This is a genomic window from Rhodovulum strictum, assembly GCF_009649175.1.
Lineage (GTDB): Bacteria > Pseudomonadota > Alphaproteobacteria > Rhodobacterales > Rhodobacteraceae > Rhodovulum > Rhodovulum strictum.
This window is the reverse complement of sequence record NZ_WJPO01000013.1, coordinates 55,149-77,016: the sequence shown is the minus strand read 5'-3', so window position 1 is coordinate 77,016 and position 21,868 is coordinate 55,149. Positions and strand designations below refer to the sequence as shown.

The window sequence follows — 21,868 nt, the reverse complement described above, 5'->3', positions numbered from 1 at the left end:
CATGGCCGACCAGGACCCCCACCACATCCTGCCGCTGCCCGTCTTCGACCGGCCGGTAAAGCTGCTGATCGCGGTCGCGCCCTTCTATCGCGACATTGCCGAGATGCTGGTTGCGGGCGCGCGGGCGAAACTGGACGCCGCGGGCGCTAGCCATGACCTGATCGAGGTGCCCGGCGCGCTGGAACTGCCCGGGGCCATCGCGCTGGCGCATCGGCTGTCGAATTTCGACGGCTATGTGGCGCTGGGCTGCGTGATCCGCGGCGCGACCAGCCATTATGAAACCGTCTGCAACGACAGTTCGCGCGGGCTGATGCTGCTGGGGCTTCAGGGCGCGCTGATCGGCAACGGGATCCTGACCGTCGAAAACCACGAACAGGCGGTCGAGCGGGCGAACCCTGCGGATATGAACAAGGGCGGCGGCGCGGCCGCGGCGGCGCTGCATCTGATCGCGCTGGCCCGGCGCTGGGGCGGCGAGACCCGCGGCGTCGGCTTCAAGCCCTCGGGCGGGTTCCAGATCGCCGAAGGGAGCGAGCGCGCATGACCACCGCCGCCGAACGCCGCCAGATGAAATCCGCCGCCCGGCTTTATGCCGTGCAGGCGCTGTTCCAGATGGAACAGTCCGGCCAGACCGTGGATGCCGTATGCCGCGAGTTCGAGACCTGGCGTTTCGGCGCGGCCTATGAAGAAGGCGAGGAACTGGCCGAGGGCGATGTCGAACTGTTCCGCGCCACGCTGGAAGGCGCGGTGACCTGGCAGGCGAAGATCGACCAGATGACCGACCGGGCGCTGGTGGCGAAATGGCCGATCGCGCGCATCGACCCGACGCTGCGCGCGCTGTTCCGTGCCGCGGGCGCCGAACTGGTGGACGGCAAGGCACCGCCCAAGGTGGTCATCACCGAATATGTCGATGTCGCCAAGGCTTTCTTCCCCGAGGGGCGCGAGCCGAAATTCGTCAATGCCGTGCTCGATCACATGGCGCGCGAGGTCCGGCCCGAGGCGTTCTGACCCCCCGCCGCGTGCCCGGCATCGGGGCTGTTCACACGAGGCGCGAGATTCTTCTTGGAATCGGTCCACGAATGGCTACCTAATGGGAGAACGCAACGGAGTCGGTCCATGCCCAGACTGGTAAGCCTCTACATCCGGCAAACGATCATCGGGTTCCTTCTGTCGGCCGCCTTCGTGGCGCTGTTGCTGCACTTGAACGTGGCCAATCTCTGGCACCTCGTCACTCATGTCTCGGGCGGGTGGCTGGCGGTTGCGCTGCTTTTCGTGTTCAACGGGATCGTGTTCTCGGGCGTGCAGTTCGGCATCGCGGTGATGTCGATGGCCCGCAACGAGGATGACGGAACGCGCGGCCGGTTCCTGCCGGAGCGCGTGCGCGAGCTGGCCGAGGTGCCGGTGCCCATTGCGGTGCCGGTGCGTGACCGACGCCCACCCCCGCGCTGATGCTCGTAGACGTCTTCATTCGGGATGATGCACAAACTGGCGGCCTTCGGGCCGCCATTTTTTGTCCGTGCTGCAGCTAGTCACCGGTCAGCGCCCGGAACCGCTGTTCCTGCCGCGCGGTCCAGTTGACCGTCAGATCGAACCCGTCCTCGCCCTGTTGCTCGGTTTCGACCACGCCTTCGGCATAAAGCCAGGCCCGCCGCCGCCCTTCGGCAAAGCCCAGATGCAACTCGCGCCGCACGCGCGTTTCGTCCAGCGCGGCGGTGATCGCCTCCAGTAGCCCCTCGATCCCCTCGCCGGTCCAGGCCGAGATCGTGCGCACCCCCTCATGCCGGGCCGCCACGGCAGCCAGCGCCTCGCGCCGGTCGGGCTCGATCAGGTCGGTCTTGTTCCACAGCTCGATCTGCGGCGTGTCCTCGGTCACGCCCAGATCGGTCAGGATCGCTCGCACATCCGCCGCCTGCGCCTCGGTGTCGGGATGGGCGATGTCGCGCACATGCAGGATCAGATCGGCTTCCAGCACCTCCTCCAGCGTGGCGCGGAAGGCCGCGACCAGTTGCGTCGGCAGATCCGAGATGAAGCCCACCGTGTCGGACAGGATCACCTTCAGCCCGCTGGGCAGCGTTATGCTGCGCATCGTCGGGTCGAGTGTGGCGAACAGCATGTCCTTGGCCAGCACCTCCGCCCCGGTCAGCCGGTTGAACAGCGTCGACTTGCCCGCGTTGGTATAGCCCACCAGCGCCACCACCGGGAACGGCACCTTGCGGCGCGCGGCGCGGTGCAGGTCGCGCGTGCGCACCACCTTGGAAAGCTGGCGCTTCAACCGCACGATCGCTTCGTCGATGGCGCGTCGGTCGGCCTCGATCTGGGTCTCGCCGGGGCCGCCCACGAAGCCGAGGCCGCCGCGCTGGCGTTCAAGGTGGGTCCAGGCCCGCACCAGCCGCGTGCGCTGATAGGACAGGGCGGCCAGTTCGACCTGCAACACGCCCTCGCGGGTGCGGGCGCGGTCGGCGAAGATTTCCAGGATCAGCCCGGTCCGGTCGAGGATCTTGACCTTCCATTCCCGTTCCAGGTTGCGCTGCTGCACCGGCGTCACCGGCCCGTCGATCAGCACCAGTTCGACCTCGGCCGCCTTGAGCCGGGCGCCCAGATCCTCGATCTTGCCCGATCCGAACAGCCAGCCCGGCCGCACCTTGGGCAGCGGCACGATCTCGGACCCGGCCACCTCAAGGCCGGGCAGGGCGGCGGCAAGCGCCACCGCCTCGTCCAGCGCGGGCCGGGCATCGCGCCGCGTGCGGTCCGATGCGATATCGGGATGCAGCACCCAGGCGCGCGTCACCTGGGGGCCATGCTCCAGAAGGTCAGAGGGGCTCAATCCTCACCGTCGTACAGATTGATCGGCTGCGAGGGCATGATCGTCGAGATCGCATGCTTGTAGACAAGCTGCGATTGCCCGTCCCTGCGCAGCAGAACACAGAAATTGTCGAACCAGGTGATGACGCCCTGCAACTTGACGCCGTTGATCAGAAAGATCGTGACCGGCACCTTGGTCTTGCGAACATGGTTAAGGAATGCGTCCTGCAAATTCTGCTTGTCGGCAGCCATTCGTTTCTTGCCCTTGTTGTCTGGACCTGCCCCAGGATGGACAGAAGCTGTTCCCTCGGTGCGAGTATGTCGCGAGGTTTCAAGACTTTCCACCCCCCTTTGCGGATCGGCAATCCGAAAAATCGCGCGCGCGGCTCAACCGCGCCAGAATTCGGGGTTCAGCAGCGCGATGATGGCCAGCGTCTCGAGCCGGCCCACCACCATCGCGGCGGCCAGCACCATCCGCGCGCCGTCGCCCAGCGCGGCATAGGACAGCGCGGGTTCGGTCGTGGCGGCGGCCAGCGGTCCCGTGGTGGTCAGGGCGGCCACCGTCAGCACCATCGCCGCGTCGAATTCGATGCCCGCGATGCCCAGCGCCACCATCGTCACCGTCAGCGACAGTGCAAAGAGCATGAAGAAGACAAAGGCGATCTGCGCCCCCTCGCGCCGGATGCGCCGGGCAAAGGCCCCCGCGCCACCGACCGACGAGGGGTTGATCAGCTTCTCCATCTCACGCACCCCATGCTTGTAAAGCGCGTAGATGCGCAGCAGCTTGACCCCGCCCGCAGTTGTCGCCACGCCGCCGCCGAACACCGCCAGCCCGACCAGGATCAGCCCCGGCGTGGCCAGCCCCGACCAGGTCTGCGCCTCGGCCCAGTCGGACGAGACGAAGCCCGTGGTCGTCAGGAAAGAGGTCACCGTGAACACCGCCCCCCACAGCGCGCGCAGCGCCGCGACCGAGTTCTCGTCGGCTTCGACCTCGTAGGCGCCGATCCAGTGGCGCGCGAACAGGAACAGCGTCACAGCCCAGGCGATCACCACCCCCATCCGCAACTCCAGATCGCTTCCCAGCGCGCGCCAGCTCTGGGGCCGCAGGTCCAGCATGAAGGTCTGCCGGGTGAAGGCGAAGATGAAGAAGCCCCACAGGAACAGCTCGCCCGCGAAACCGCTCTGGCCGCCCGGCACACCGCCGACCGGCGAGATGCCCGAGGTGGCCAGAACCGACATCGCGTGGCAGGCCGCGACCAGCGGGCCTTCGCCGGCGACCAGCATCAGCACCCACAGGCTGGCGGTCAGCCCCAGATAGATCGGCGCAAAGCGGCGGGCAAAGCGCAGAAGCCGCCCGCGCGGATCGGCGGCCCGGCCCGCGCCCGGCCCGGCGGTGCCCAGTTGGCGCGCGCCGCCGGGGCCCGCCGTCACCTCGAACCCGCCCAAGCTCATCGGCGCCAGGATCGAGATCGCCGTCACCCAGATGAAGAACCCGCCCAGCCAGCCGACCAGCGCCCGCCACAGATGCACCGCCGCGCTCAGGGACGCGGGATCGTCGTAAAGCGTGGCGCCCGTGGTGGTCAGGCTCGAGATCATCTCGAAATAGCCGTCCAGATAGCTGGCCCCCGGCACCGCCTCGACGAAGGGAACGGCCAGCATCAGCGGCATCAGCGCGTAGAAGCCCAGCATCGCCAGCAGGTGGCTGCGGGCCTGGTTGATGACGCGGTTCCCGATCGTGGCCAGCCCGATCAGCGCGGCCAGCACGCTGAAGATCAGCCCCGATTGCAGGAAGCTGCGCGCGCTTTGCCAGTCGCGTTCCGCCACGGCCACGCCCACCGGCAGGAACATCGCCAGCGCCCCGATCCCCATCAGGATCACCAGGAACGGAAGGTCGTAAAGCCGTCGCATCGGCCTAGAAATAGTCGATGGAGACCTGCAACAGGCGCTCCACTTCCGGCACATCGGCGGCAAGCGCAAAGATCGCGACCACATCGCCTTCTTCGATGCGGGTATCGCCATGGGGCCGGATCACCTTGCCGCCCTTCATCACGCCCCCGATCAGCGCGCCTTCGGGAAAGTCGATATCCTGCACCCGCTTGCCCGCCATCGGCGAGGTCGAAAGCACCTGCGCCTCGATCACCTCGGCCTCGGCATCGCCGATGGAATAGACGTTGCGTACCCGGCCGTGCCGGACATGGCGCAGGATCGAACTGACCGTGGTGGCGCGCGGGTTGATATAGGCGTCGATGTCCAGCGCCCCCATCAGCGGCACCAGCGAGGGGTCGTTGACCAGGCAGATCGCCATCGGGCAGCCCGCCAGCTTGGCCTGGACCGCGGCCAGCAGGTTGGTCTTGTCGTCATCGGTCAGCGCCAGAACCGCATCGGCGCGGTCGACATTGGCCTCTTCCAGCAGGCTCACGTCCAGCCCGTCGCCATGCAGGACGATGGTGCGTTCCAGCGCATCCGCCGCCGTCTCGGCGCGGGCGCGGTCCTTCTCGATCACCTTGGCGCGGATGCGGTCCTCGCGCCGTTCCAGCGCCTGTGCCACGGCCAGCCCGACATTGCCGCCGCCGATGATGACCACGCGCTCCTGCTTCTTCGTGGACTTGCCAAAGATCTCCAGCGTCCGGTTCACGTCCTCGACATGCGAAAAGACATAGACCTGATCCTCGGGGAAAAGCTGGTCGCCGGGTTCGGGCGCGAACAGCGTGTCCTCGCGGCGGATGCCGACGACCAGCGCGCGCAGGGTCGAGAACAGGTCGGTCAACTGACGCAGCGGCGTTTTCAGCACCGGGCAATCCGCGTCGAGCGAGATGCCCAGAAGCTGCGCCTGGCCGCCCAGGAAATATTCGGTGTCAAAGGCCGCAGGCGCGGCGATGCGTCGCAGCGCCGCCTCGGCCACCTCGCGCTCGGGGCTGATGACCACGTCGATGGGCAGGTGGTCGCGGCGGTAAAGCTCGGAATAGATCGCGGTCAGGTAGGATTCGGCGCGCAGGCGGGCGATCTTGCGCGGAATGGCAAAGATCGAATGGGCCACCTGGCAGGTGACCATGTTGACCTCGTCAGACTGGGTGGCGGCGATGATCATGTCGGCATCGCGCGCGCCCGCCCGTTCCAGGATGTCGGGATAGGACGCGTGCCCCGCGATGCCCTGCACGTCCAGCGCATCGGTCGCCCGGCGGATCAGGTCGCCGTTCAGATCGACGATGGTCACGTCGTTCTTCTCGCCCGACAGGTGACGGGCGATCTGCCAGCCGACCTGGCCCGCGCCGCAGATGATGACCTTCATTCACCGCACCCGTTGGCGATACATGCGCCCATGAATCGCAGAACGGGCAGGCGGGGTCAATCGGCCCCGGCTTCCTCTTCCTCGTCCTCGAAATGGGCCAGCCGCGCGCCGGATTTGGGCGAGGTGACCACGCCCAGCGATTTCAGCTTGCGATGCAGCGCCGAGCGTTCCATGCCGACGAAATTGGCCGTCCGGCTGATATTGCCGCCGAAGCGGTTGATCTGGGTCAGCAGGTATTCCCGTTCGAACAGCTCGCGCGCCTCGCGCAAGGGCAGCGTGGCCAGCCCCGCCGACAGCACCACGCGCCCCTCATCGGCGGCGCCCTCGACCGGCATGGGCAGTTCCGCGGCGGTGATCGGGTCGTGGCCGTCGCCCAGGATCAGCACCCGCTCGATCACGTTCTTGAGCTGGCGCACATTGCCGGGCCAGGCCATGGTCTGCAACAGCGCCTCGGCCTCGCCGGTCAGCGCGCGCAGCGGCAGTCCCTGGGCGCGGTTGAAGCCCTGGATGAAATGGCGGGCGAGTTCGGGAATGTCCTCGCGCCGTTCGTCCAGCGCGGGCACGTCGATCGGGACCACGTTCAGCCGGTGATACAGCTCCTCGCGGAAGCCGCCTGCGGCAATCTCGGCGGGCAGGTCGCGCGTGGTGGACGAGATCACGCGGATATCGACCCGCACCCGGTCGGTGCCGCCCGCGCGCTGGAATTGCTGGTCGACCAGCACCCGCAGGATCTTGGATTGCGTGCCCAGCGGCATGTCGGCGACCTCGTCGAAATAGAGGATGCCGCCATGGGCCTGTTCCAGAAGGCCCGGTTCCACGCCGCGCGCGGGGCTTTCGCGGCCGAACAGAACCTCCTCCATGCGCTCGGGCTCGATCGAGGCCGAATTGACCACCACGAAGGGGCCGTTCGCGCGGTTCGACTGGGCATGGATATAGCGCGCCGCCACCTCCTTGCCGCAGCCCGGCGGGCCGCTGAGCATCACCCGGCCATTCGATTTCGTCACCTTGTCGAGCTGGGATTTCAGCGCCCGGAAGGCCGGGCTGGCGCCGATCATCTCGGCCTGGGTCACGTCCTTGCGGCGCAGGTCCTGGTTCTCGCGGCGCAGGCGCGAGGCTTCCATCGCGCGGCGGATCACCACCAGAAGCTGGTCGATGTTGAACGGCTTCTCGATGAAGTCATAGGCGCCCTGCTTGATCGCCGCCACCGCGATCTCGATATTGCCATGGCCCGAGATGATGACGATGGGGATATCCGGGTTGTCGCGCTTGACCCGGGACAGGATGTCGATCCCGTCCATGTTGCTGTCCTTGAGCCAGATATCCAGGATCATCAGCGCGGGCGGCTCGGCATTGATCTCGGCCATGCACTGGTCGGAATTGGCGGCCAGCCTTGTGGAGTAGCCCTCGTCCTGAAGGATGTCCGCGATCAGTTCGCGGATGTCGCGTTCGTCGTCGACGATCAGGATGTCGCCCATGTCCTACTCCCCGGATACCGCTGTCTTTGTTGTGGTGAAGAAGGGCTCGGCCGGCTCGGCCGCCCTGTCGGTTTCGGCCACCGGCAGGCGGATCACGGCCATCGCGCCGCGATGCGCGCCGGGCGCGAAGGGCTCGGCATCGACCAGTTCCAGCGTGCCGCCATGTTCCTCGACGATCTTCTTGACAATGGGCAGGCCCAGACCGGTGCCGCTGTCGCGCGTGGTGACATAGGGCTCGAACAGCCTAGCGCGGTCCTCGGGCAGGCCGATGCCGTTATCGGCGATCTCGATCCGCCCGCTGCCCTCGTCGCGGACAAGACGCAGCCGGATCTCGGGCACGAAGCCATCGGGCACGCCGGTCTTCGCGATCCGGGTCTCGATGGCCTCGCCCGCATTCTTCAGAAGGTTGGTCAGCGCCTGGCTGATCATCGTGGCGTCCAGTTCGGCGGGCATCGCGCCCTGGGGCAGATCGGCCACAAACCGCACACCGGGCTGGCCGCTTTCCTGAAGGACCAGCGCATCGCGCACCAGTGCGGCCAGATCGACGGGCTTGCGCTCGGGCTCGGGCATTCGAGCGAATTTCGAGAACTCGTCCACGATCCGGCGCAGATCGCCGGTCTGGCGCACGATCACGTCCGTATACTGGTCCAGCGTGTCGGCCTGATCGCCCACCAGCGGACGGAACTTGCGCTTGATGCGCTCGGCCGACAACTGGATCGGGGTCAGCGGGTTCTTGATCTCATGCGCGATGCGGCGGGCGACATCGCCCCAGGCGGCCATGCGCTGGGCGGTCACCAGGTCGGTCACGTCGTCGAACGCCACCACATAACCCTCGCGCCGCCCGTCGGTGCCCTGCCGGGTCGCCATCCGCACCAGCAAATTCTCCATCTTGCCGCTGCGGATCAGCCGGATTTCCTCTTGCGCGGCGCTGCGCCGCTCGGCCCGCAGCCGGTCGAACAGTGCGGCGAATTCGGGCACGGCGACGCGCAGTTCGTGACCGTTGTCGCGCGTCTCGTCCAGTTGCAACAAGGTCAGCGCCGAGCGGTTCATGAACTCCACCCGCCCCTCGGCATCCAGCCCCATCACACCCGCCGTGACCGAGGACAGCACCGAATCGAACAGCCGCCGCCGCATTTCGGTCTGGCGGTTGTTTTCCAGCAGCGCGTCGCGTTGCAGCTTGAGCTGCCGGGTCATCTGGTTGAACATCCGCCCCAGCATCGCGATCTCGTCATCGCCCGCTTCCTCGCGCACGCGCACGTCCAGATCGCCCGCGCCCACCTGTTGCGCTGCCCCCGCCAGCCGCCCAACCGGGCGCGACAGCCGCTCGGCGAACCAAAGCCCCAGCCAGACCGCGGCCAGGATCAGGATCATCGCAAAGCCCAGATAGAGCAGCCCGAACTCGAACAGCACCCGGCCGCGTTCGTTTTCCAGTTGCTGGTAGAGCCGGATCGACTGCTGGGTGTCGTCGAGCAGGCTGAGAATGTCGCCATCGACCGTGCGCGAGATGTAGAGAAAGCGGTCGACATAGGCGCTCAGCGCCAGAAGCGCGCGGAACTCGTTATTGTCCCAATCCTCGATGATGACCGTCTCGCCTGCCGCGGCGCGAGCGATCTGGGCGGGCGTGGGCTGTTCGTAGTCGAACAGATAGGACCGCTCGCCGCGCGCCCGGATCTCGCCCATGCCGTCGATGATATAGGCTTCCTTCAGCCCGCGCTGGACGCGCGCCTGCGCCTGGGTCAGCAATTGCCGCAGATCGCCATCGGACAGCAGGAATGTCGCCTGCCGCGCGACGTTCAGATAGCCCGCCAGCGTCACCGCATCGGCGGCAAGGTCGCGGCGGTGTTCGTCTTCATAGGCTTCGGCCGCCGAGAGCGAGGCACCGACCACGTTGCGCACCCGATCGGAGAACCAGCCTTCGAGCCCGATATTGATGGTCAGACCGGCAAAGACCGCGACCAGAACCGCAGGCACCAGCGCCACCGCGGCAAAGACGCCGGTCAGGCGCAGGTGCAGCCGCGAACCCGCCGAATGGCTGCGCCGTGCGGCGACCATCCGGGCGATCTGGCGCACGACCAGCGTGGCCACGACCAGCGAATAGACCAGATCGGCCAGCAGGATCGCGCGCAGCCCGTGCGAGGTGGTGCCCTGGTCGAGCGGACCGAGCAGCAGGAAGGTGCCGATCGCCAGCACCGGCCCCAGCACGACAAGGCCCAGCGTCGCGACGTTCTGCACCCGCCGCGACGACCGCCTCTGAAAGAGCCGTTCGAGGGCCATTCGGCCCGTGGCGCTTGCCACTGCTCGCCTCGTGTCCTTGTGCCGCCGGGTGCGGCCTCGCTCCCGATGCGCGCTGCGGATTCGATGCAACGCGCTGTTGCGAAATTACATCAACTTGCGGCGGCGTGTCACGCGGATATCGAGATCGGTGATCTTCTTTCTCAAGGTATTGCGGTTGATGCCCAGCAGATCGGCACATTTGGCCTGATTGCCGCCGGTCGCGTCCAGCGCGATTTCGATCAGCGGCATCTCGACCTCACGCAGGATCCGGGTGTACAGCCCCGGCGGCGGCAGCACACCGCCATGCAGGTCGAAATAGCGCCGCAGGTGCCGCGCGACCGAGGCGGACAGCTTTTCGCCCTCGCCACCGCCCACCAGCGGCTCGATCTCGGGCTGGTTGCCCAGCACCGCCTCGACCTCGGCGCGGGTGATGACCTCTTCGGGGCTGGTCACGACAAGGCGGCGGATGGTGTGTTCCAGCTGGCGCACATTGCCCGGCCAGCTATAGGCGCGGATCAGGTCCATCGCATCGGCGGCAATCGTGCGCCGCGCCGCGCCGTCGCGTTCGGCCCGGGCCAGGAAATGTTCGGCCAGCAGCGGGATGTCGTCCACCCGCTCGCGCAGGCTGGGCACCGCAAGCGAGACCCCGCCGAGGCGATAGAACAGATCCTGGCGGAACTGGCCCGCCTCCATCCGGCCCATCAGGTCGGTCTGGCTGGTGGCCATCACGCGGGGCGCGGTGTCGCCAAAGGCGTCCAGCATGCGCACGATGCGCGCCTGCGCGTCTTCGGTCAGATCCGCCACCTCGTCGAACAGGATCGACCCGCCGCGGGCGCGCGCAACCAGCGCCGAGGGGCCATCGACGCCTTCCATGTCGCCCGCGGTGGCGATCACGAAGGGCAGCGAGCGGCGGTCGGAAAAGTCATGGATCGCGCGGGCGATCAGCGATTTGCCGGTGCCCGACTCGCCGGTGATCAGCACCGGCAGATCGGCATTCATCACCCGCGCCACCAGCCGGTACAGCGCCTGCATCTGCGGCGTGCGGCCGACCAGCGGCAGGTCATCCTCGTCGCGTGGCGGCTCGACGCTTTCGGGGCGGCTGCGCACGCGGCGCTTGGTTTCCAGCGCGCGGGCCGCGCGCTTCATCAGGTCGGGCAGGTCAAAGGGCTTGGGCAGGTAGTCATAGGCTTCGGCCTCGGCGGCCTGGATCGCCGTCATGATGGTGTTCTGCGCCGAGATCACGATCACCGGCAGGCCCGGACGCTCCTGCCCGATCTTGGGCAGCATCTCCAGCCCGTTGCCGTCGGGCATGATGACGTCCGAGATCACCAGATCGCCCTTGCCCTCGGATACCCAGCGCATCAGCGTGGTCAGCGACGAGGTTGCATGCACCTTGCAGCCCGCCCGCGTCAGCGCCTGGGTCAGCACGGTGCGGATCGTGCGGTCGTCATCGGCGACAAGAACGGTGCCGTCCATCAGATGTCATCCTCTTGCGGGTTGGGCCCTTGGGGTTTGGGGGCGACAGGCAGCGAGACGCGGAAGACGGTGCGTCCGGGCACCGAGTCGACCGCGATCCAGCCGCCATGGTCGTTGACGATCTTCGAGACCAGCGCGAGCCCCAGCCCGGTGCCGTTCTCGCGTCCCGAGACGAAGGGCTCGAAGACCTCGCCGGCAATCTCGGGCGGCAGGCCGGGGCCGTCATCCACGATTTCAACCTGCAACGGCACCGGCACGCCCGAGCCATCGGGATGGCGCATCCGCAGCGACAGGTCGTAGAAGCTGCGCAGCCGGATCGTTCCACCCTCGGGCGCGGCGGCCTGGGCGGCGTTGCGGATCAGGTTCGAGAAGACCTGCATCAACTGGTCTGCATCGGCCCATGTCGGCGGCAGCGAGGGGTCGTACTCCTCCTCGATCCGCATATGCGCGGCATAGCCGACCAGCGCCGACTTGCGCGCCCGGTCAAGGATGTCGTGCAGGTTCACCGCCTTGCAATTGGGCGGGCTGAGATTGCCGAACTGTTCGACCTGGTCCAGCAGCTTCACGATCCGGCGGCTTTCGGCCACGATCAGGTCGGTCAGTTCCAGATCGCCATTGCGCAGGTTCATCGACAACAGTTGCGCCGCCCCGGTAATGCCCGCCAGCGGGTTCTTGATCTCGTGGGCCAGCATCTCGGCCATGCCGATCGCCGATTTCGCCGCCGTCTTGACCGAATGCGCCCGGCCCAATCGCCCGGCGATCTCGCGCGGGCTGACCAGCAGCAACAGATGATCCTGCCCGTCATTCATTGGTGCTATCTGAAGGTTGCACTCGACCGGCGGGCGGGTGCCTGTGGTCACGTCGACATCGTTGATGAACAGCGGCGCCCGGTTCGCCCGCACCCGGGCAAAGGCGTCGTCAAGCGGGGCATCCACCGCCAGCCGGTCGAAGACGGGGGCATCGCGCAGCGCCCTGATCGTGGCGTTGGTGAAGATCTCTGCCGCCGGGTTGATCGCGGCGATCCGGTCCCCGGCATCCAGCAGGAAGGCGGGGATCGGCAGCGCGGTCCAGATCGCGTCCTTGTCCAGCGTCATGCCGCGACCCTTTCACTGCTTCCCGCCATCGCATCGGGCAGAAGGGCCAGCACCCGGCCGGGATCGCGTTCGGTCAGCACCGCCTGGCGCAGGGCAGGGGGCGTGTCCGCCTCGTCCATGTACCAGCCCAGATGCTTGCGGATCACCCGCGCCCCCAGCGTGCGGCCGTAAAAGGACAGCGACGCCTCGTAATGGTCCGCCACCATGTCGGCAAAGGCTCCACCTTTGGGCGCGGCGGGGGCGGGCCGTCCGGCCAGCGCCGCGGCGATCCGCGCCAGCACCCAGGGTCGGCCCTGCGCGCCGCGCCCCACCATCACCCCGTCCGCCCCCGAGGCCTCCAGCGCGGCGCGCGCCGTGGCGGCATCGACGATATCGCCATTGGCCACCACCGGCACCGACACGGCCTGTTTCACCGCGCGGATCGCGGCCCAGTCGGCCCGGCCGGAATAGAACTGGCAGCGGGTGCGGCCGTGAATGGTGATCATCCGCACCCCCGCCGCCTCGGCCCGGCGCGCAAGATCGGGGGCATTCAGCAGGTCGCTGTCCCAGCCCAGCCGCGTCTTCAGCGTTACCGGCACCTTGACCGCGCCCACCACCGCCTCGATCAGCCGCAGCGCGCGGTCGGGGTCGCGCATCAGTGCCGAGCCCGAAAAGCCCCCCGTCACCTTGCGGGCGGGGCAGCCCATGTTGATGTCGATGATCCGCGCGCCCTGATCCTCGAGGATGCGGGCGGCGCTGGCCATCCAGCCGGGTTCGCGACCGACGATCTGCACTGCGCTGGCCTGTTCGCCCAATCCCAGCGCCGCGCGCTCGCGTGTGCCGGGGCGGGCCTGGACCATGTCCTGGCTTGCCACCATTTCCGAAACCACCAGCCCCGCCCCGAACGAGGCGACGAGCCGACGGAACGGAAGATCGGTGATGCCGGCCATCGGGGCCAGCAGGACAGCCGGATCGAGCGAAATGTCTGCCACCTGAATAGACAAGTGATTAATCCTTGTGCGGTTGAGACCGGATGTAGCCCGACCTTTCGGGAATTACAATCTGGGGGATAGGCCGACGAAGCCCGAAACAGCAAATGCATAAAATTTAATCGCGCAGCCCCGTCCTTTTGCCCCATTGCCCCGCAGCCCGACCCCGCCTAAAGAGGCGCCGACCGGTTCGGGGGCAGGGCATGACAGTCACGGCGATCATCGTGGCCGCAGGGCGCGGGACAAGGGTTGGTGGCGACCGACCCAAGCAATATCAGCCGCTTGGCGGTCGTGCGGTGCTGGGCCGCACGGTAGCGGCCTTTGCCGCCCATCCCCGTGTGGCGGGGCTGGTGGTGGTGCTGCATCCCGACGATGCCGATCTTTTCGCCGAAGCGATGGACGGGCTCGATCTGGCGGTAACCACGGTGCCCGGGGGCGCGACGCGCGATGCCTCGGTCGCGGCGGGGTTGATGGCCGTGCCGCAGGGCACCACGCGCGTTCTGATCCATGACGGCGCCCGGCCGTTGGTCTCGGCCGCGCTGATCGACCGGGTGATCGACGCGCTCGACAGCCATCCGGGGGCGGCGCCCGCGCTGGCCGTGACCGATGCGCTCTGGCGCGGCGCGGCGGGGCGCGTGCTTGCGCCGCATCCGCGCGACGGGCTGTTCCGTGCCCAGACCCCCCAGGGTTTCCGGATCGAGGCGATCCGCGCGGCCCATGCGGCGCATCCGGGCGGGGCGGCCGACGATGTCGAGGTGGCGCTGGCCGCGGGGCTTGACGTAGCGATCGTCGAGGGCGACGAGGACAATCTGAAGATCACCCATGCACAGGATTTCGCCCGCGCCGAGCGGGTCTTGCGGGAGAGGGACATGGACATTCGCACCGGCAACGGCTTTGACGTTCACGCATTCTGCGACGGCGATGGCGTGATCCTGTGCGGCATCAAGGTGCCGCATGACAAGGCGCTCAAGGGCCATTCGGATGCCGATGTGGGCATGCACGCCGTTACCGACGCGATCTATGGCGCGCTGGCGGATGGCGATATCGGCCAGCATTTCCCGCCCTCGGATCCGCAATGGAAGGGGGCGGCCTCGGACATCTTCCTGAAACATGCGGTGGGCCGGGTGGCCGAACGCGGCTACCGGATCGCGCATGCGGACCTGACGCTGATCTGCGAGCGGCCCAAGATCGGCCCCGTCGCCGGTGCGATGCGGGCCGAGATGGCGCGGCTGATGGGGATCGAGCTGGACCGGATCAGCGTCAAGGCCACCACGTCCGAGCAACTGGGATTCACCGGCCGGGAAGAGGGCATCGCGGCGCTGGCCACGGTGACGCTGGTGCGCCCGTGAGCCCGGCGCGCTTTGTCGCGACCTGGTTCGGCGTGGGCTTTCTGCGCCCGGCCTCGGGCACCTGGGGGTCGCTGGCCGCGCTGCCGATCTTCTGGGCGCTGCATGTGCTGGGCGGGCCGTGGCTGGCGGTGGCGGCGACGGTTCTGGTCTGCGTGCTGGGCTGGTGGGCGGTTGGCGCCGCCTCGCGCGGGGCGGCCGATCCCGACCGGTCGGAATATGTCATCGACGAGGTGGCGGGGATGTGGATCGCGCTGTTGCCGCTGTCCTTCGGCGCGCGGGCGTCGGGGGCCGACATCCTGGCGCTCTATCCCGGCTGGATCGTGGCCTTCCTCGGCTTCCGGCTGTTCGACATCTGGAAACCGGGGCCGATCGGCTGGGCCGACCGGCAGAAGACGGCGCTGGGCGTGATGCTGGACGACGTGCTGGCGGGCATCGCTGCGGGGGCGCTGGTGCTTGCGCTGGCGGCCGTCTGGCATATCCTCCTGGCATGACCAGCCGTGCCGAAACCCTGGTGGCTCTGGCCCGTGCGCGGGGGGTGCTGGTGGCCAGTGCCGAAAGCTGCACCGGCGGCATGGTTTCGGCCGCGATCACCGATATTCCCGGCTCGTCGAAGATGTTCGACAGGGGGTTCGTGACCTATTCCAACGCCGCGAAACAGACGCTTTTGGGTGTGCGGGCCGAGACGCTGGACGCCCATGGCGCGGTGTCCGAGCCCGTCGCGGCCGAGATGGCCGAGGGGGCGCTGGCCCGGTCCGAGGCCGATCTGGCGGTCGCGATCACCGGCATCGCCGGGCCCGGCGGGTCCGAGCACAAGCCCGAGGGGCGGGTCTGCTTCGCGCTGGCGCGGAAAGGCGCGGGTGTCGTCACCGAAACCGTGGAGTTCGGCGCGCTGGGCCGTGACCGGGTGCGCGCCGCCAGCCGCGATCACGCGCTCGACCTGCTGATCGGCGCGCTGAACGGCTAGCGTCCCCCCGACAACAGCGCCCCCAGCGCCGCGGGGTCGGGGCCGTCGGGTGCCATGCAGATCGCCGCGAGCCGTGCGGCCGTTTCCTCTCCCACAAGGCTTGCCACCTTGGCCCGCAGCCTGGCTGCGCGCTGGTCCGGTGGCATCGGCGCGTCCAGATCATGCGCGGCCTCGCCTGGGCCGTCTGCCGTCTCGACGCTGACGCGGGCGGCGGTTTCGGGCAGGCGTTCGTCGGCCTCGACCGTCACCCGGTCGCGCAGGCCGACCAGCAGCGGATCGGCGCAGGCGGCATCGCTGAAACTGGCCAGTGCCGCGGTGTCCCGCCCGGCCAGCACCATCGCCGCGATCAGCCGATAGCTGAACTTCGCCGCAAGCCCCGTCGCCGGTGCAGGCTGGTCGCAGACCCGCAGCCAGCGCGGATGGGTCGCAACCCGCACCTGCCGCACCGCGTCCGGGTCCAGCGGCATCAGGTTGCGCAATGCCTCGATCATCGCATGCGTGCCGTGGCAACAGGCGTGGAACTTGTGGCTGACGGTTTCGAACAGCCAGTGCTGGCCCAGCCCGTCCAGCGCGGTCGCATCCGCCGCGCCCGCATGCGTATCGCCAAAGCCCTGCGCGCCCTCAAGCCCCTGCGCGGTCGAACCGAAGCCGGATGCCGCCAGCAGCGCGGCCTCGACCCCGTTCGCGGCGGCGATCCCGGCATTGAAGGGCTTGCCCATGGTCCCGAACTGCGATTTCAGCCCCGAAGCGCGGGTCGATACGATGCCCAGCGCCTGCACCCCGTCCGCGCCCAGCAGCCGCGCGCCCGCCAGCGCCGCACCAAAGGCGCCCGCCGTGCCGGTCTGGTGAAAGCCCTGCTGGTAATGGCCCCGCCCCAGCCAGAGGCCGACGCGGATGGATGCCTCGGCCCCGACCAGCGCGGCATCCAGAAACGCCGTCCCGCCCGCGCCCGTCTTTTGTGCGAGTGCAAGGGCTGCGGGCAGCACGGCGACCGAAGGGTGGCCGATATGGGCGAAATGGGTGTCGTCATAATCCAGCGCGTGCGAGGCCGCGCCATTGGCCAGTGCCGCCGCGCGTGCGGGCACACGCGCGCCATGCCCCACGAGCCCCGCCTGCGGCGCGCCCGCCTCCTCCAGCACCATGGCGCGGACGATCCGCGCCACGGGTTCCCCGGCACCCGCAAGCGCGCAGGCGGCCCAGTCCATGACAGAAAGCCGCATCATCGCCCGCGCACCCTCGCCGGGCACGGTACGGGCGGCGAACTCGGCCAGAGTTTCGGAGATCCCCATCGCTTCCCCCTTGTGGCGCCTGCCCGGGCGGCAAGGCTCAGGCGGCGGGCTTGCCGTACAGGTCTTCGGCCCGCGCCTCGAAGGCGCGCACGATGCGCAGCATCGCCTCGTTGAACACCGCGCCGATCACGCCCTGCAACACGCGGTTCTTGAACTCGAAATCCACGAAGAATTCGACCTTGCAGCGGCTTTCGGCGATATCCTCGAAATGCCAGTAGGATTTCAGGTACTTGAACGGCCCGTCCAGATATTCGGTGTCGATCCGGTGCAGGCTGGGCCACAGCGTCACCCGGCTGCCGAAGCGTTCGCGGAACACCTTGAACGAGATCACCAGATCCGCCTCCATCAGCTCGTGATCGCCGAAATCGGTGCGCTTGCGGATGCGCGCGGCGGCCGTCCAGGGCAGGAATTCCGGATAGGCGGCGACATCGGCCACCAGATCGTACATCTGCCGGGCCGAATAGGGCATCTCGCGGTTTTCGGAATGTCTGGGCATGATCCCGTTTGTCTGCTGACAGTGGGCAGTCGTTTCTGCTAGTGAGCGGCCGAAATCAAGGGGGAAGGCATGGGCGAGCGACCCTATGTCATAGACGAGATGCTGTCGGCCAAGACCATCGCGGCCCGGGTCGAGGCTCTGGCGGCCGAGATCACGCGCCATTTTGCCGATACCGACAAGCTGGTGGTGGTGGGTCTGTTGCGCGGCTCGTTCGTATTCATCGCCGATCTGGTGCGCGAGCTGCGCCTGCCGGTCGAGGTCGATTTCATCGAGACCTCATCCTATGGCAGCGGCATGGAAAGTTCGCGCGAGGTGCGCATCCTCAAGGATCTGCGCGGCAAGATCGAGGGGCGCGACGTGCTGGTGGTCGAGGATATCGTCGATACCGGGCACACGCTTGCGCATGTGCTGCACCTTCTGGCGGCCAAGAAACCGCGACGGCTGGAATCCTGTGCGCTGCTCGACAAGCCGTCGCGGCGCGAGGTCGAGGTGCGGGCAAGCTGGGTGGGCTTCGAGATCCCCGATCGGTTCGTGGTGGGCTATGGCATCGACTTTGCCCAGCGCAACCGCAACCTGCCCTATATCGGCGCGGTCCGTTTCGAGGAATGAGCCTGCTGTGGCTTCTGCGTGCGAAACGCTGGGCCCAGAACCCGCCCAGCCCGGCCCGCGTGCGGCTGGTTCTGGGCGTTGTCGCGCTGTGCCTGCTGCTGGTGCTGGTCGAATGGCTGCTCGGCTGGCCCGACGCGCTGACGGTCAATTCCGGGGCGCGCGGCAGGTTCACCCCCTGAGCGGGGGCGGCTTATCGGCTTTCAGGGTGGTGAGGGGCGGGACCACCACGACCGTAGAGGCAACTCATTCCCGAGGACCTGTTCATACAGGTGGGCACCAGGTAAACGGGCCAGAACCCGATCAGAGCCGGCTCCCTCGGATTTGCTTAAGGCCACCGGAATTTGACCCCAGCACGGGAAGGGCAGAACCCGCCTGATCCCACAGATAGGGCAGGGCGGGGGCGGCTGCAAGGCTTGCCAAATGTTCACGCATTGTTCATCATGCGCCGATGTCCGCCGCCACCATCATCGCGCCCGCGCCCCTTGCCCCCGGCCAGCTTATCGCCCGCGGGGTCTGTCGGCATCTGCGCGATCTGGGCTTTGCCTGCGTCGAGGAACTGGTGCCTACGGGCGGGCTGCGGGTCGATGTGATGGCGCTGGGGCCGAAGGGCGAGGTCTGGATCGTCGAGTGCAAGTCGTGCCGGGCCGATTTTGCCGCGGATCGCAAATGGCAGGGCTATCTCGACTGGTGCGACCGCTTCTTCTGGGCGGTGGACGAAGCTTTCCCGGTCGATCTGCTGCCGCCCGGGAGCGGGCTGATCCTGGCCGATGCCTATGGCGCAGAGATCCTGCGCGAAGGCCCCGAGGCGCGGCTGGCGGGCGCACGGCGCAAGGCGGTGACGCAGAAATTCGCCCGCCACGCGGCGCTGCGGTTGCAGGCGCTGCGCGATCCGGGGCTCAGCCCTTAGGGCGGTCCTTCTTGCCCGGTTTCGCGGCCTTGTCGCCGACGGCGCGGGCGCTTGCGGCGGCGGCGCGGATTTCCTCGGCGATCTCCTCGGCCTCGTCGGGATCGAAATCCATCGGCAGGTCGATTCCCTCACCCTCGACATAGATCCGCACCATGCCAAGGCTCGTCGGCCCGATCTGCAGATTCGCGGCGAGCTCGCTTTCCTTGTCGATGCCCATGGCGGCCCCCTCGGAATGATCAGGGCCCTGCGTTAGCCTGTCGACCCCACGCTTGCAAGAGGCGCGGCGCGCAGGCAAAAGCTGCGCCGACCCGGCAACGGGGCTTGCATTGCGCCCCGACGGGCGTTAAATCGCGCCCCAGTGCCGCCTTAGCTCAGTTGGTTAGAGCGCTGGATTGTGGATCCAGAGGTCCCCCGTTCAAGCCGGGGAGGCGGTACCAACCCTTCAGATCACATGCTTCGTGTCAGCTGGACTGCTGACCAGTGTCCAGCGAAAGCCGCGGCGCGCCTGCGGGTTTGGCAAATGCCGAGCCATTCGTCATCTCGGAACCGTGACGCAGCGTTACGTTTACGTAAACGTAACTTCGACTTGTCAGCCCGATGCCCGCGCTTTCTTCTCCGGTGGACAATCACCGCCAGAAGACGGACCATGACCGACGAGTTTCTGACCATCCGGCAAATGTGCGACGCCTTTTCGGTGACGCCGCGCACATTGCGATTCTACGAATCCATGGAGTTGCTGGACCCCGTCCGCGAGGGACAGCGCAGGCTTTACACCCGCCGCGACCGTGGCCGACTGACCCTGATCCTGCGCGCCAAGCGCTTCGGCTTCAGCCTGGAACAGATCCGCCAGCTTCTTGCGCTTTACGACGAGGAGCAGGGCCAGGAGGTCCAGCATCGCGAAGCCTATGCCATCGGCCGCGAGCGGCTGGCCGACATGCAGCGCCAGCGCGCCGAACTGGACGAGGCGATCGCCGAACTCGAACAGCAGCTTGCCTGGTGCGAGGAGAAACTGGCCGAATACGCGAGGGCCGCTCGCAGCTAGACGCATCATCGGACAGGGCCGCCCCGCAGAAGGGCGGCGTCCAAGGGAGAGAGAGATGCCGATCTATACCCCGCCCATCGACGACATGCAGTTCCTGCTGCACGAAGTTCTGGACATCCGCAGCGCCGCCATTCCGGGCTATGCCGATCTCGACCGCGACACCACCGCCGCCATCCTGGACGAGGCGGGCAAGATCGCGGCCGAGGTGCTGGCGCCCCTGAACGCCACGGGCGATGCCGAGGGCTGCACGCTGGAAAACGGCGCGGTGCGCACGCCTTCGGGCTTTCGCGCGGCCTATGAGCAGATCGCGGCGGGCGGCTGGATCGGGCTGGATGCCGACCCGGCCCATGGCGGCCAGGGGATGCCCTATCTGGTGAATACCGCGGTGGGCGAGATGTTCGTCTCGGCCAACATGGCGATGAACATGTATTGGGGCCTGACCCATGGCGCGATGTCGGCGATCCACGAACATGGCTCGGACGCGCAGAAGGCGCTGTATCTGCCCAGGATGATCGCGGGCATCTGGTCGGGCACGATGAACCTGACCGAACCCCATTGCGGCACGGATCTGGGCCTGATCCGGACGCGCGCCGAACCGCAGCCCGATGGCAGCTACGCCATCACCGGCACCAAGATCTGGATCTCGGCCGGCGAACATGACCTGACCGAGAACATCATCCATCTGGTGCTGGCGAAAATCCCGGGCGGGCCCGAGGGCACCAAGGGCATCTCGCTGTTCATCGTGCCGAAATTCCTGCCCGATGCCGAGGGCAGGCCGGGCGCGCGCAACGCGCTGGCCTGTGTCGGGCTGGAACACAAGATGGGCATCCATGCCAACGCCACCTGCGTGATGAGCTACGAGGGCGCGACCGGATTTCTTGTGGGCGAGGAACACAAGGGCATGCGCGCGATGTTCACCATGATGAACGAGGCCCGCCTGGGCGTCGGGCTTCAGGGCTACGGTCAGGGTGTCGTCGCCTATCAGAACGCGCTGGCCTGGGCGAAAGAGCGGTTGCAGGGCCGCGCGCCGAGCGTGCCCGCCAATCCCGACGGACCGGCCGACCCGATCATGGTCCACCCCGATGTGCGCCGGAACCTGATGCACCAGAAAAGCCTTGTCGAAGGGGCGCGCGCCTTCACCTTCTGGGGGGCGCAACTGATCGACCGGGCACGCCGCTGCAATGACGACGGCGCCGAGGCGCTGATTTCGCTGCTGACCCCGGTCATCAAGGGCTTCCTGACCGACAAGGGCTTCGAGACCACGGTTCTGGCGCAGCAGACGCTGGGCGGCACCGGGTTCACCCGCGCCGCGGGGCTGGAACAATTCGTGCGCGATGCGCGGATCACGATGATCTACGAGGGCACCAACGGCATCCAGTCGCTGGATCTGGTGGGCCGCAAGCTGCCGCAGGAGGGCGGCCGCGCGATGCGCGATTTCTTCGAGATCGTGAAGGCTTTCATCAGGGAAAATGAGGGCGATGCCGAGCTCAAGGCGGGCTTCCTCGACCCGCTCAAGGCGGCGTCGAAGGATCTTCAGGCGGCGGTGCTCTATTTCGTCGAACAGGGAATCAGGAGCCCGGCCAATGCGCTGGCGGGCAGCTACGACTTCATGCACCTGTTCGGCCATGTCTGCCTTGGCCTGATGTGGGCCCGGATCGCGCACGCTGCGCGCGCGGGGCTGGCGGCGGGCACGGGCGATCCGGCCTTCCTGAATGCCAAGCTTGTAACGGGGCGCTACTACATGACTCGCCAGTTGCCCGCGACGACGCTGCATCTGGCGCGCATCACCTCGGGCGCCGAGACGGTGATGGCGCTGGAGCCCGACGCCTTCTAGCCG

23 protein-coding genes and 1 tRNA gene are annotated in these 21,868 nt (G+C 67.7%); 12 read left to right on the top strand and 12 right to left on the bottom strand.

The annotated features are described in order from the left end of the window. Position 1: 1 nt before the first annotated feature. The 3 genes from GH815_RS09970 (at position 2) to GH815_RS09960 (ending at position 1,446) form a co-directional block, all read left to right on the top strand. On the top strand, positions 2-541 hold the full coding sequence (locus GH815_RS09970; protein ID WP_153748626.1) for a 6,7-dimethyl-8-ribityllumazine synthase: 540 nt from the start codon (positions 2-4) through the stop codon (positions 539-541). Continuing rightward, the gene (nusB, locus tag GH815_RS09965) at positions 538-1,005 is read left to right on the top strand and encodes a transcription antitermination factor NusB (protein WP_153748625.1); all 468 of its coding nucleotides are present in this window, start codon (positions 538-540) and stop codon (positions 1,003-1,005) included. Before GH815_RS09970 ends, nusB begins: the two co-directional genes overlap by 4 nt. A 108-nt stretch (positions 1,006-1,113) precedes the next feature. Continuing rightward, positions 1,114-1,446 (top strand): hypothetical protein, encoded by a 333-nt coding sequence (locus tag GH815_RS09960; protein WP_153748624.1) that lies wholly within the window; start codon positions 1,114-1,116, stop codon positions 1,444-1,446. Positions 1,447-1,522: 76 nt separating this feature from the next. Here the strand turns inward: GH815_RS09960 and hflX are convergent, their stop codons facing one another. From hflX to dusB, 9 genes are all read right to left on the bottom strand, one after another. Continuing rightward, positions 1,523-2,821 carry a GTPase HflX gene (hflX, locus tag GH815_RS09955; protein WP_153748623.1) on the bottom strand — a complete coding sequence of 433 codons (1,299 nt, stop codon included), beginning with the start codon at positions 2,819-2,821 and terminating at the stop codon, positions 1,523-1,525. Beyond that, complete coding sequence (gene hfq, locus GH815_RS09950) at positions 2,818-3,051, bottom strand: RNA chaperone Hfq (RefSeq protein ID WP_081535796.1); 234 nt, start codon at positions 3,049-3,051, stop codon at positions 2,818-2,820. Before hfq ends, hflX begins: the two co-directional genes overlap by 4 nt. Positions 3,052-3,186: 135 nt before the next feature. Further along, a complete protein-coding gene (locus tag GH815_RS09945) occupies positions 3,187-4,707 on the bottom strand; it encodes a TrkH family potassium uptake protein (RefSeq protein ID WP_153748622.1) in 1,521 nt (506 codons plus the stop codon). A gap of 4 nt (positions 4,708-4,711) precedes the next feature. Then, positions 4,712-6,088: a Trk system potassium transporter TrkA gene (gene trkA / locus GH815_RS09940; RefSeq protein WP_153748621.1), complete on the bottom strand. Its 1,377-nt coding sequence runs from the start codon at positions 6,086-6,088 to the stop codon at positions 4,712-4,714. Between the two features lie 56 nt (positions 6,089-6,144). Continuing rightward, complete coding sequence (gene ntrX, locus GH815_RS09935) at positions 6,145-7,563, bottom strand: nitrogen assimilation response regulator NtrX (protein WP_153748620.1); 1,419 nt, start codon at positions 7,561-7,563, stop codon at positions 6,145-6,147. Between the two features lie 3 nt (positions 7,564-7,566). Then, positions 7,567-9,837: a sensor histidine kinase NtrY-like gene (locus tag GH815_RS09930; protein WP_153748643.1), complete on the bottom strand. Its 2,271-nt coding sequence runs from the start codon at positions 9,835-9,837 to the stop codon at positions 7,567-7,569. Between the two features lie 105 nt (positions 9,838-9,942). Then, positions 9,943-11,313 carry a response regulator gene (locus tag GH815_RS09925; protein ID WP_153748619.1) on the bottom strand — a complete coding sequence of 457 codons (1,371 nt, stop codon included), beginning with the start codon at positions 11,311-11,313 and terminating at the stop codon, positions 9,943-9,945. Further along, positions 11,313-12,407, bottom strand: a complete 1,095-nt coding sequence (locus GH815_RS09920; protein WP_153748618.1) for a two-component system sensor histidine kinase NtrB — start codon at positions 12,405-12,407, stop codon at positions 11,313-11,315. Before GH815_RS09920 ends, GH815_RS09925 begins: the two co-directional genes overlap by 1 nt. Then, a complete protein-coding gene (dusB, locus tag GH815_RS09915) occupies positions 12,404-13,384 on the bottom strand; it encodes a tRNA dihydrouridine synthase DusB (RefSeq protein WP_407072172.1) in 981 nt (326 codons plus the stop codon). The genes GH815_RS09920 and dusB overlap by 4 nt, the downstream gene beginning before the upstream one ends. 194 nt (positions 13,385-13,578) lie before the next feature. Between dusB and GH815_RS09910 the strand changes: the two genes are divergently transcribed. Genes GH815_RS09910 through GH815_RS09900 form a run of 3 tightly spaced genes read left to right on the top strand, consistent with a single transcriptional unit; the run spans position 13,579 to position 15,688 of the window. Then, positions 13,579-14,724, top strand: a complete 1,146-nt coding sequence (locus GH815_RS09910; protein ID WP_153748616.1) for a bifunctional 2-C-methyl-D-erythritol 4-phosphate cytidylyltransferase/2-C-methyl-D-erythritol 2,4-cyclodiphosphate synthase — start codon at positions 13,579-13,581, stop codon at positions 14,722-14,724. After that, positions 14,721-15,215, top strand: coding sequence for a phosphatidylglycerophosphatase A family protein (locus tag GH815_RS09905; protein ID WP_343030776.1), 495 nt, complete (start codon positions 14,721-14,723; stop codon positions 15,213-15,215). The genes GH815_RS09910 and GH815_RS09905 overlap by 4 nt, the downstream gene beginning before the upstream one ends. After that, a complete protein-coding gene (locus tag GH815_RS09900) occupies positions 15,212-15,688 on the top strand; it encodes a CinA family protein (RefSeq protein WP_153748615.1) in 477 nt (158 codons plus the stop codon). The genes GH815_RS09905 and GH815_RS09900 overlap by 4 nt, the downstream gene beginning before the upstream one ends. Here GH815_RS09900 and GH815_RS09895 read toward each other — a convergent pair. Both GH815_RS09895 and GH815_RS09890 read right to left on the bottom strand, forming a co-directional pair. Next, entirely contained in the window at positions 15,685-16,977 is a 1,293-nt protein-coding gene (locus tag GH815_RS09895; RefSeq protein ID WP_153748614.1) for an MmgE/PrpD family protein, read from the bottom strand. The two genes, GH815_RS09900 and GH815_RS09895, sit on opposite strands and share 4 nt — an antisense overlap. Positions 16,978-17,014: 37 nt before the next feature. Continuing rightward, positions 17,015-17,473 (bottom strand): type II toxin-antitoxin system RatA family toxin, encoded by a 459-nt coding sequence (locus GH815_RS09890; protein ID WP_153748613.1) that lies wholly within the window; start codon positions 17,471-17,473, stop codon positions 17,015-17,017. Between the two features lie 69 nt (positions 17,474-17,542). On the opposite strand from GH815_RS09890, the gene hpt reads away from it, so the two are divergent. The 3 genes from hpt (at position 17,543) to GH815_RS09875 (ending at position 18,989) form a co-directional block, all read left to right on the top strand. Continuing rightward, a complete protein-coding gene (gene hpt / locus GH815_RS09885; protein ID WP_153748612.1) occupies positions 17,543-18,082 on the top strand; it encodes a hypoxanthine phosphoribosyltransferase in 540 nt (179 codons plus the stop codon). Beyond that, positions 18,079-18,261 carry a hypothetical protein gene (locus GH815_RS09880; RefSeq protein ID WP_153748611.1) on the top strand — a complete coding sequence of 61 codons (183 nt, stop codon included), beginning with the start codon at positions 18,079-18,081 and terminating at the stop codon, positions 18,259-18,261. The genes hpt and GH815_RS09880 overlap by 4 nt, the downstream gene beginning before the upstream one ends. A gap of 269 nt (positions 18,262-18,530) precedes the next feature. Further along, positions 18,531-18,989 (top strand): MmcB family DNA repair protein, encoded by a 459-nt coding sequence (locus GH815_RS09875; RefSeq protein ID WP_153748610.1) that lies wholly within the window; start codon positions 18,531-18,533, stop codon positions 18,987-18,989. Here GH815_RS09875 and GH815_RS09870 read toward each other — a convergent pair. Further along, on the bottom strand, positions 18,979-19,206 hold the full coding sequence (locus GH815_RS09870; RefSeq protein ID WP_153748609.1) for a DUF6324 family protein: 228 nt from the start codon (positions 19,204-19,206) through the stop codon (positions 18,979-18,981). The genes GH815_RS09875 and GH815_RS09870 overlap by 11 nt on opposite strands. Positions 19,207-19,349: 143 nt before the next feature. Here GH815_RS09870 and GH815_RS09865 point away from each other — a divergent pair. The 3 genes from GH815_RS09865 (at position 19,350) to GH815_RS09855 (ending at position 21,865) form a co-directional block, all read left to right on the top strand. Beyond that, a tRNA-His gene (locus GH815_RS09865) sits at positions 19,350-19,426 on the top strand. 209 nt (positions 19,427-19,635) lie between these two features. After that, complete coding sequence (locus GH815_RS09860) at positions 19,636-20,031, top strand: MerR family transcriptional regulator (RefSeq protein WP_153748608.1); 396 nt, start codon at positions 19,636-19,638, stop codon at positions 20,029-20,031. A gap of 55 nt (positions 20,032-20,086) precedes the next feature. After that, positions 20,087-21,865: an acyl-CoA dehydrogenase gene (locus GH815_RS09855; RefSeq protein ID WP_153748607.1), complete on the top strand. Its 1,779-nt coding sequence runs from the start codon at positions 20,087-20,089 to the stop codon at positions 21,863-21,865. The last annotated feature ends 3 nt before the right edge of the window (positions 21,866-21,868 follow it).

What these genes read in the sequence shown, in the direction of transcription:
- GH815_RS09970 (WP_153748626.1), top strand. Translation starts at nt 2, where the DNA reads ATGGCCGACCAGGACCCCCACCACATCCTGCCGCTGCCCGTCTTCGAC.
- nusB (WP_153748625.1), top strand. Translation starts at nt 538, where the DNA reads ATGACCACCGCCGCCGAACGCCGCCAGATGAAATCCGCCGCCCGGCTT.
- GH815_RS09960 (WP_153748624.1), top strand. Translation starts at nt 1,114, where the DNA reads ATGCCCAGACTGGTAAGCCTCTACATCCGGCAAACGATCATCGGGTTC.
- hfq (WP_081535796.1), bottom strand. Translation starts at nt 3,051, where the DNA reads ATGGCTGCCGACAAGCAGAATTTGCAGGACGCATTCCTTAACCATGTT.
- GH815_RS09945 (WP_153748622.1), bottom strand. Translation starts at nt 4,707, where the DNA reads ATGCGACGGCTTTACGACCTTCCGTTCCTGGTGATCCTGATGGGGATC.
- trkA (WP_153748621.1), bottom strand. Translation starts at nt 6,088, where the DNA reads ATGAAGGTCATCATCTGCGGCGCGGGCCAGGTCGGCTGGCAGATCGCC.
- ntrX (WP_153748620.1), bottom strand. Translation starts at nt 7,563, where the DNA reads ATGGGCGACATCCTGATCGTCGACGACGAACGCGACATCCGCGAACTG.
- GH815_RS09930 (WP_153748643.1), bottom strand. Translation starts at nt 9,837, where the DNA reads ATGGCCCTCGAACGGCTCTTTCAGAGGCGGTCGTCGCGGCGGGTGCAG.
- GH815_RS09925 (WP_153748619.1), bottom strand. Translation starts at nt 11,313, where the DNA reads ATGGACGGCACCGTTCTTGTCGCCGATGACGACCGCACGATCCGCACC.
- GH815_RS09920 (WP_153748618.1), bottom strand. Translation starts at nt 12,407, where the DNA reads ATGACGCTGGACAAGGACGCGATCTGGACCGCGCTGCCGATCCCCGCC.
- GH815_RS09910 (WP_153748616.1), top strand. Translation starts at nt 13,579, where the DNA reads ATGACAGTCACGGCGATCATCGTGGCCGCAGGGCGCGGGACAAGGGTT.
- GH815_RS09900 (WP_153748615.1), top strand. Translation starts at nt 15,212, where the DNA reads ATGACCAGCCGTGCCGAAACCCTGGTGGCTCTGGCCCGTGCGCGGGGG.
- GH815_RS09895 (WP_153748614.1), bottom strand. Translation starts at nt 16,977, where the DNA reads ATGGGGATCTCCGAAACTCTGGCCGAGTTCGCCGCCCGTACCGTGCCC.
- GH815_RS09890 (WP_153748613.1), bottom strand. Translation starts at nt 17,473, where the DNA reads ATGCCCAGACATTCCGAAAACCGCGAGATGCCCTATTCGGCCCGGCAG.
- hpt (WP_153748612.1), top strand. Translation starts at nt 17,543, where the DNA reads ATGGGCGAGCGACCCTATGTCATAGACGAGATGCTGTCGGCCAAGACC.
- GH815_RS09880 (WP_153748611.1), top strand. Translation starts at nt 18,079, where the DNA reads ATGAGCCTGCTGTGGCTTCTGCGTGCGAAACGCTGGGCCCAGAACCCG.
- GH815_RS09875 (WP_153748610.1), top strand. Translation starts at nt 18,531, where the DNA reads ATGTCCGCCGCCACCATCATCGCGCCCGCGCCCCTTGCCCCCGGCCAG.
- GH815_RS09870 (WP_153748609.1), bottom strand. Translation starts at nt 19,206, where the DNA reads ATGGGCATCGACAAGGAAAGCGAGCTCGCCGCGAATCTGCAGATCGGG.
- GH815_RS09860 (WP_153748608.1), top strand. Translation starts at nt 19,636, where the DNA reads ATGACCGACGAGTTTCTGACCATCCGGCAAATGTGCGACGCCTTTTCG.
- GH815_RS09855 (WP_153748607.1), top strand. Translation starts at nt 20,087, where the DNA reads ATGCCGATCTATACCCCGCCCATCGACGACATGCAGTTCCTGCTGCAC.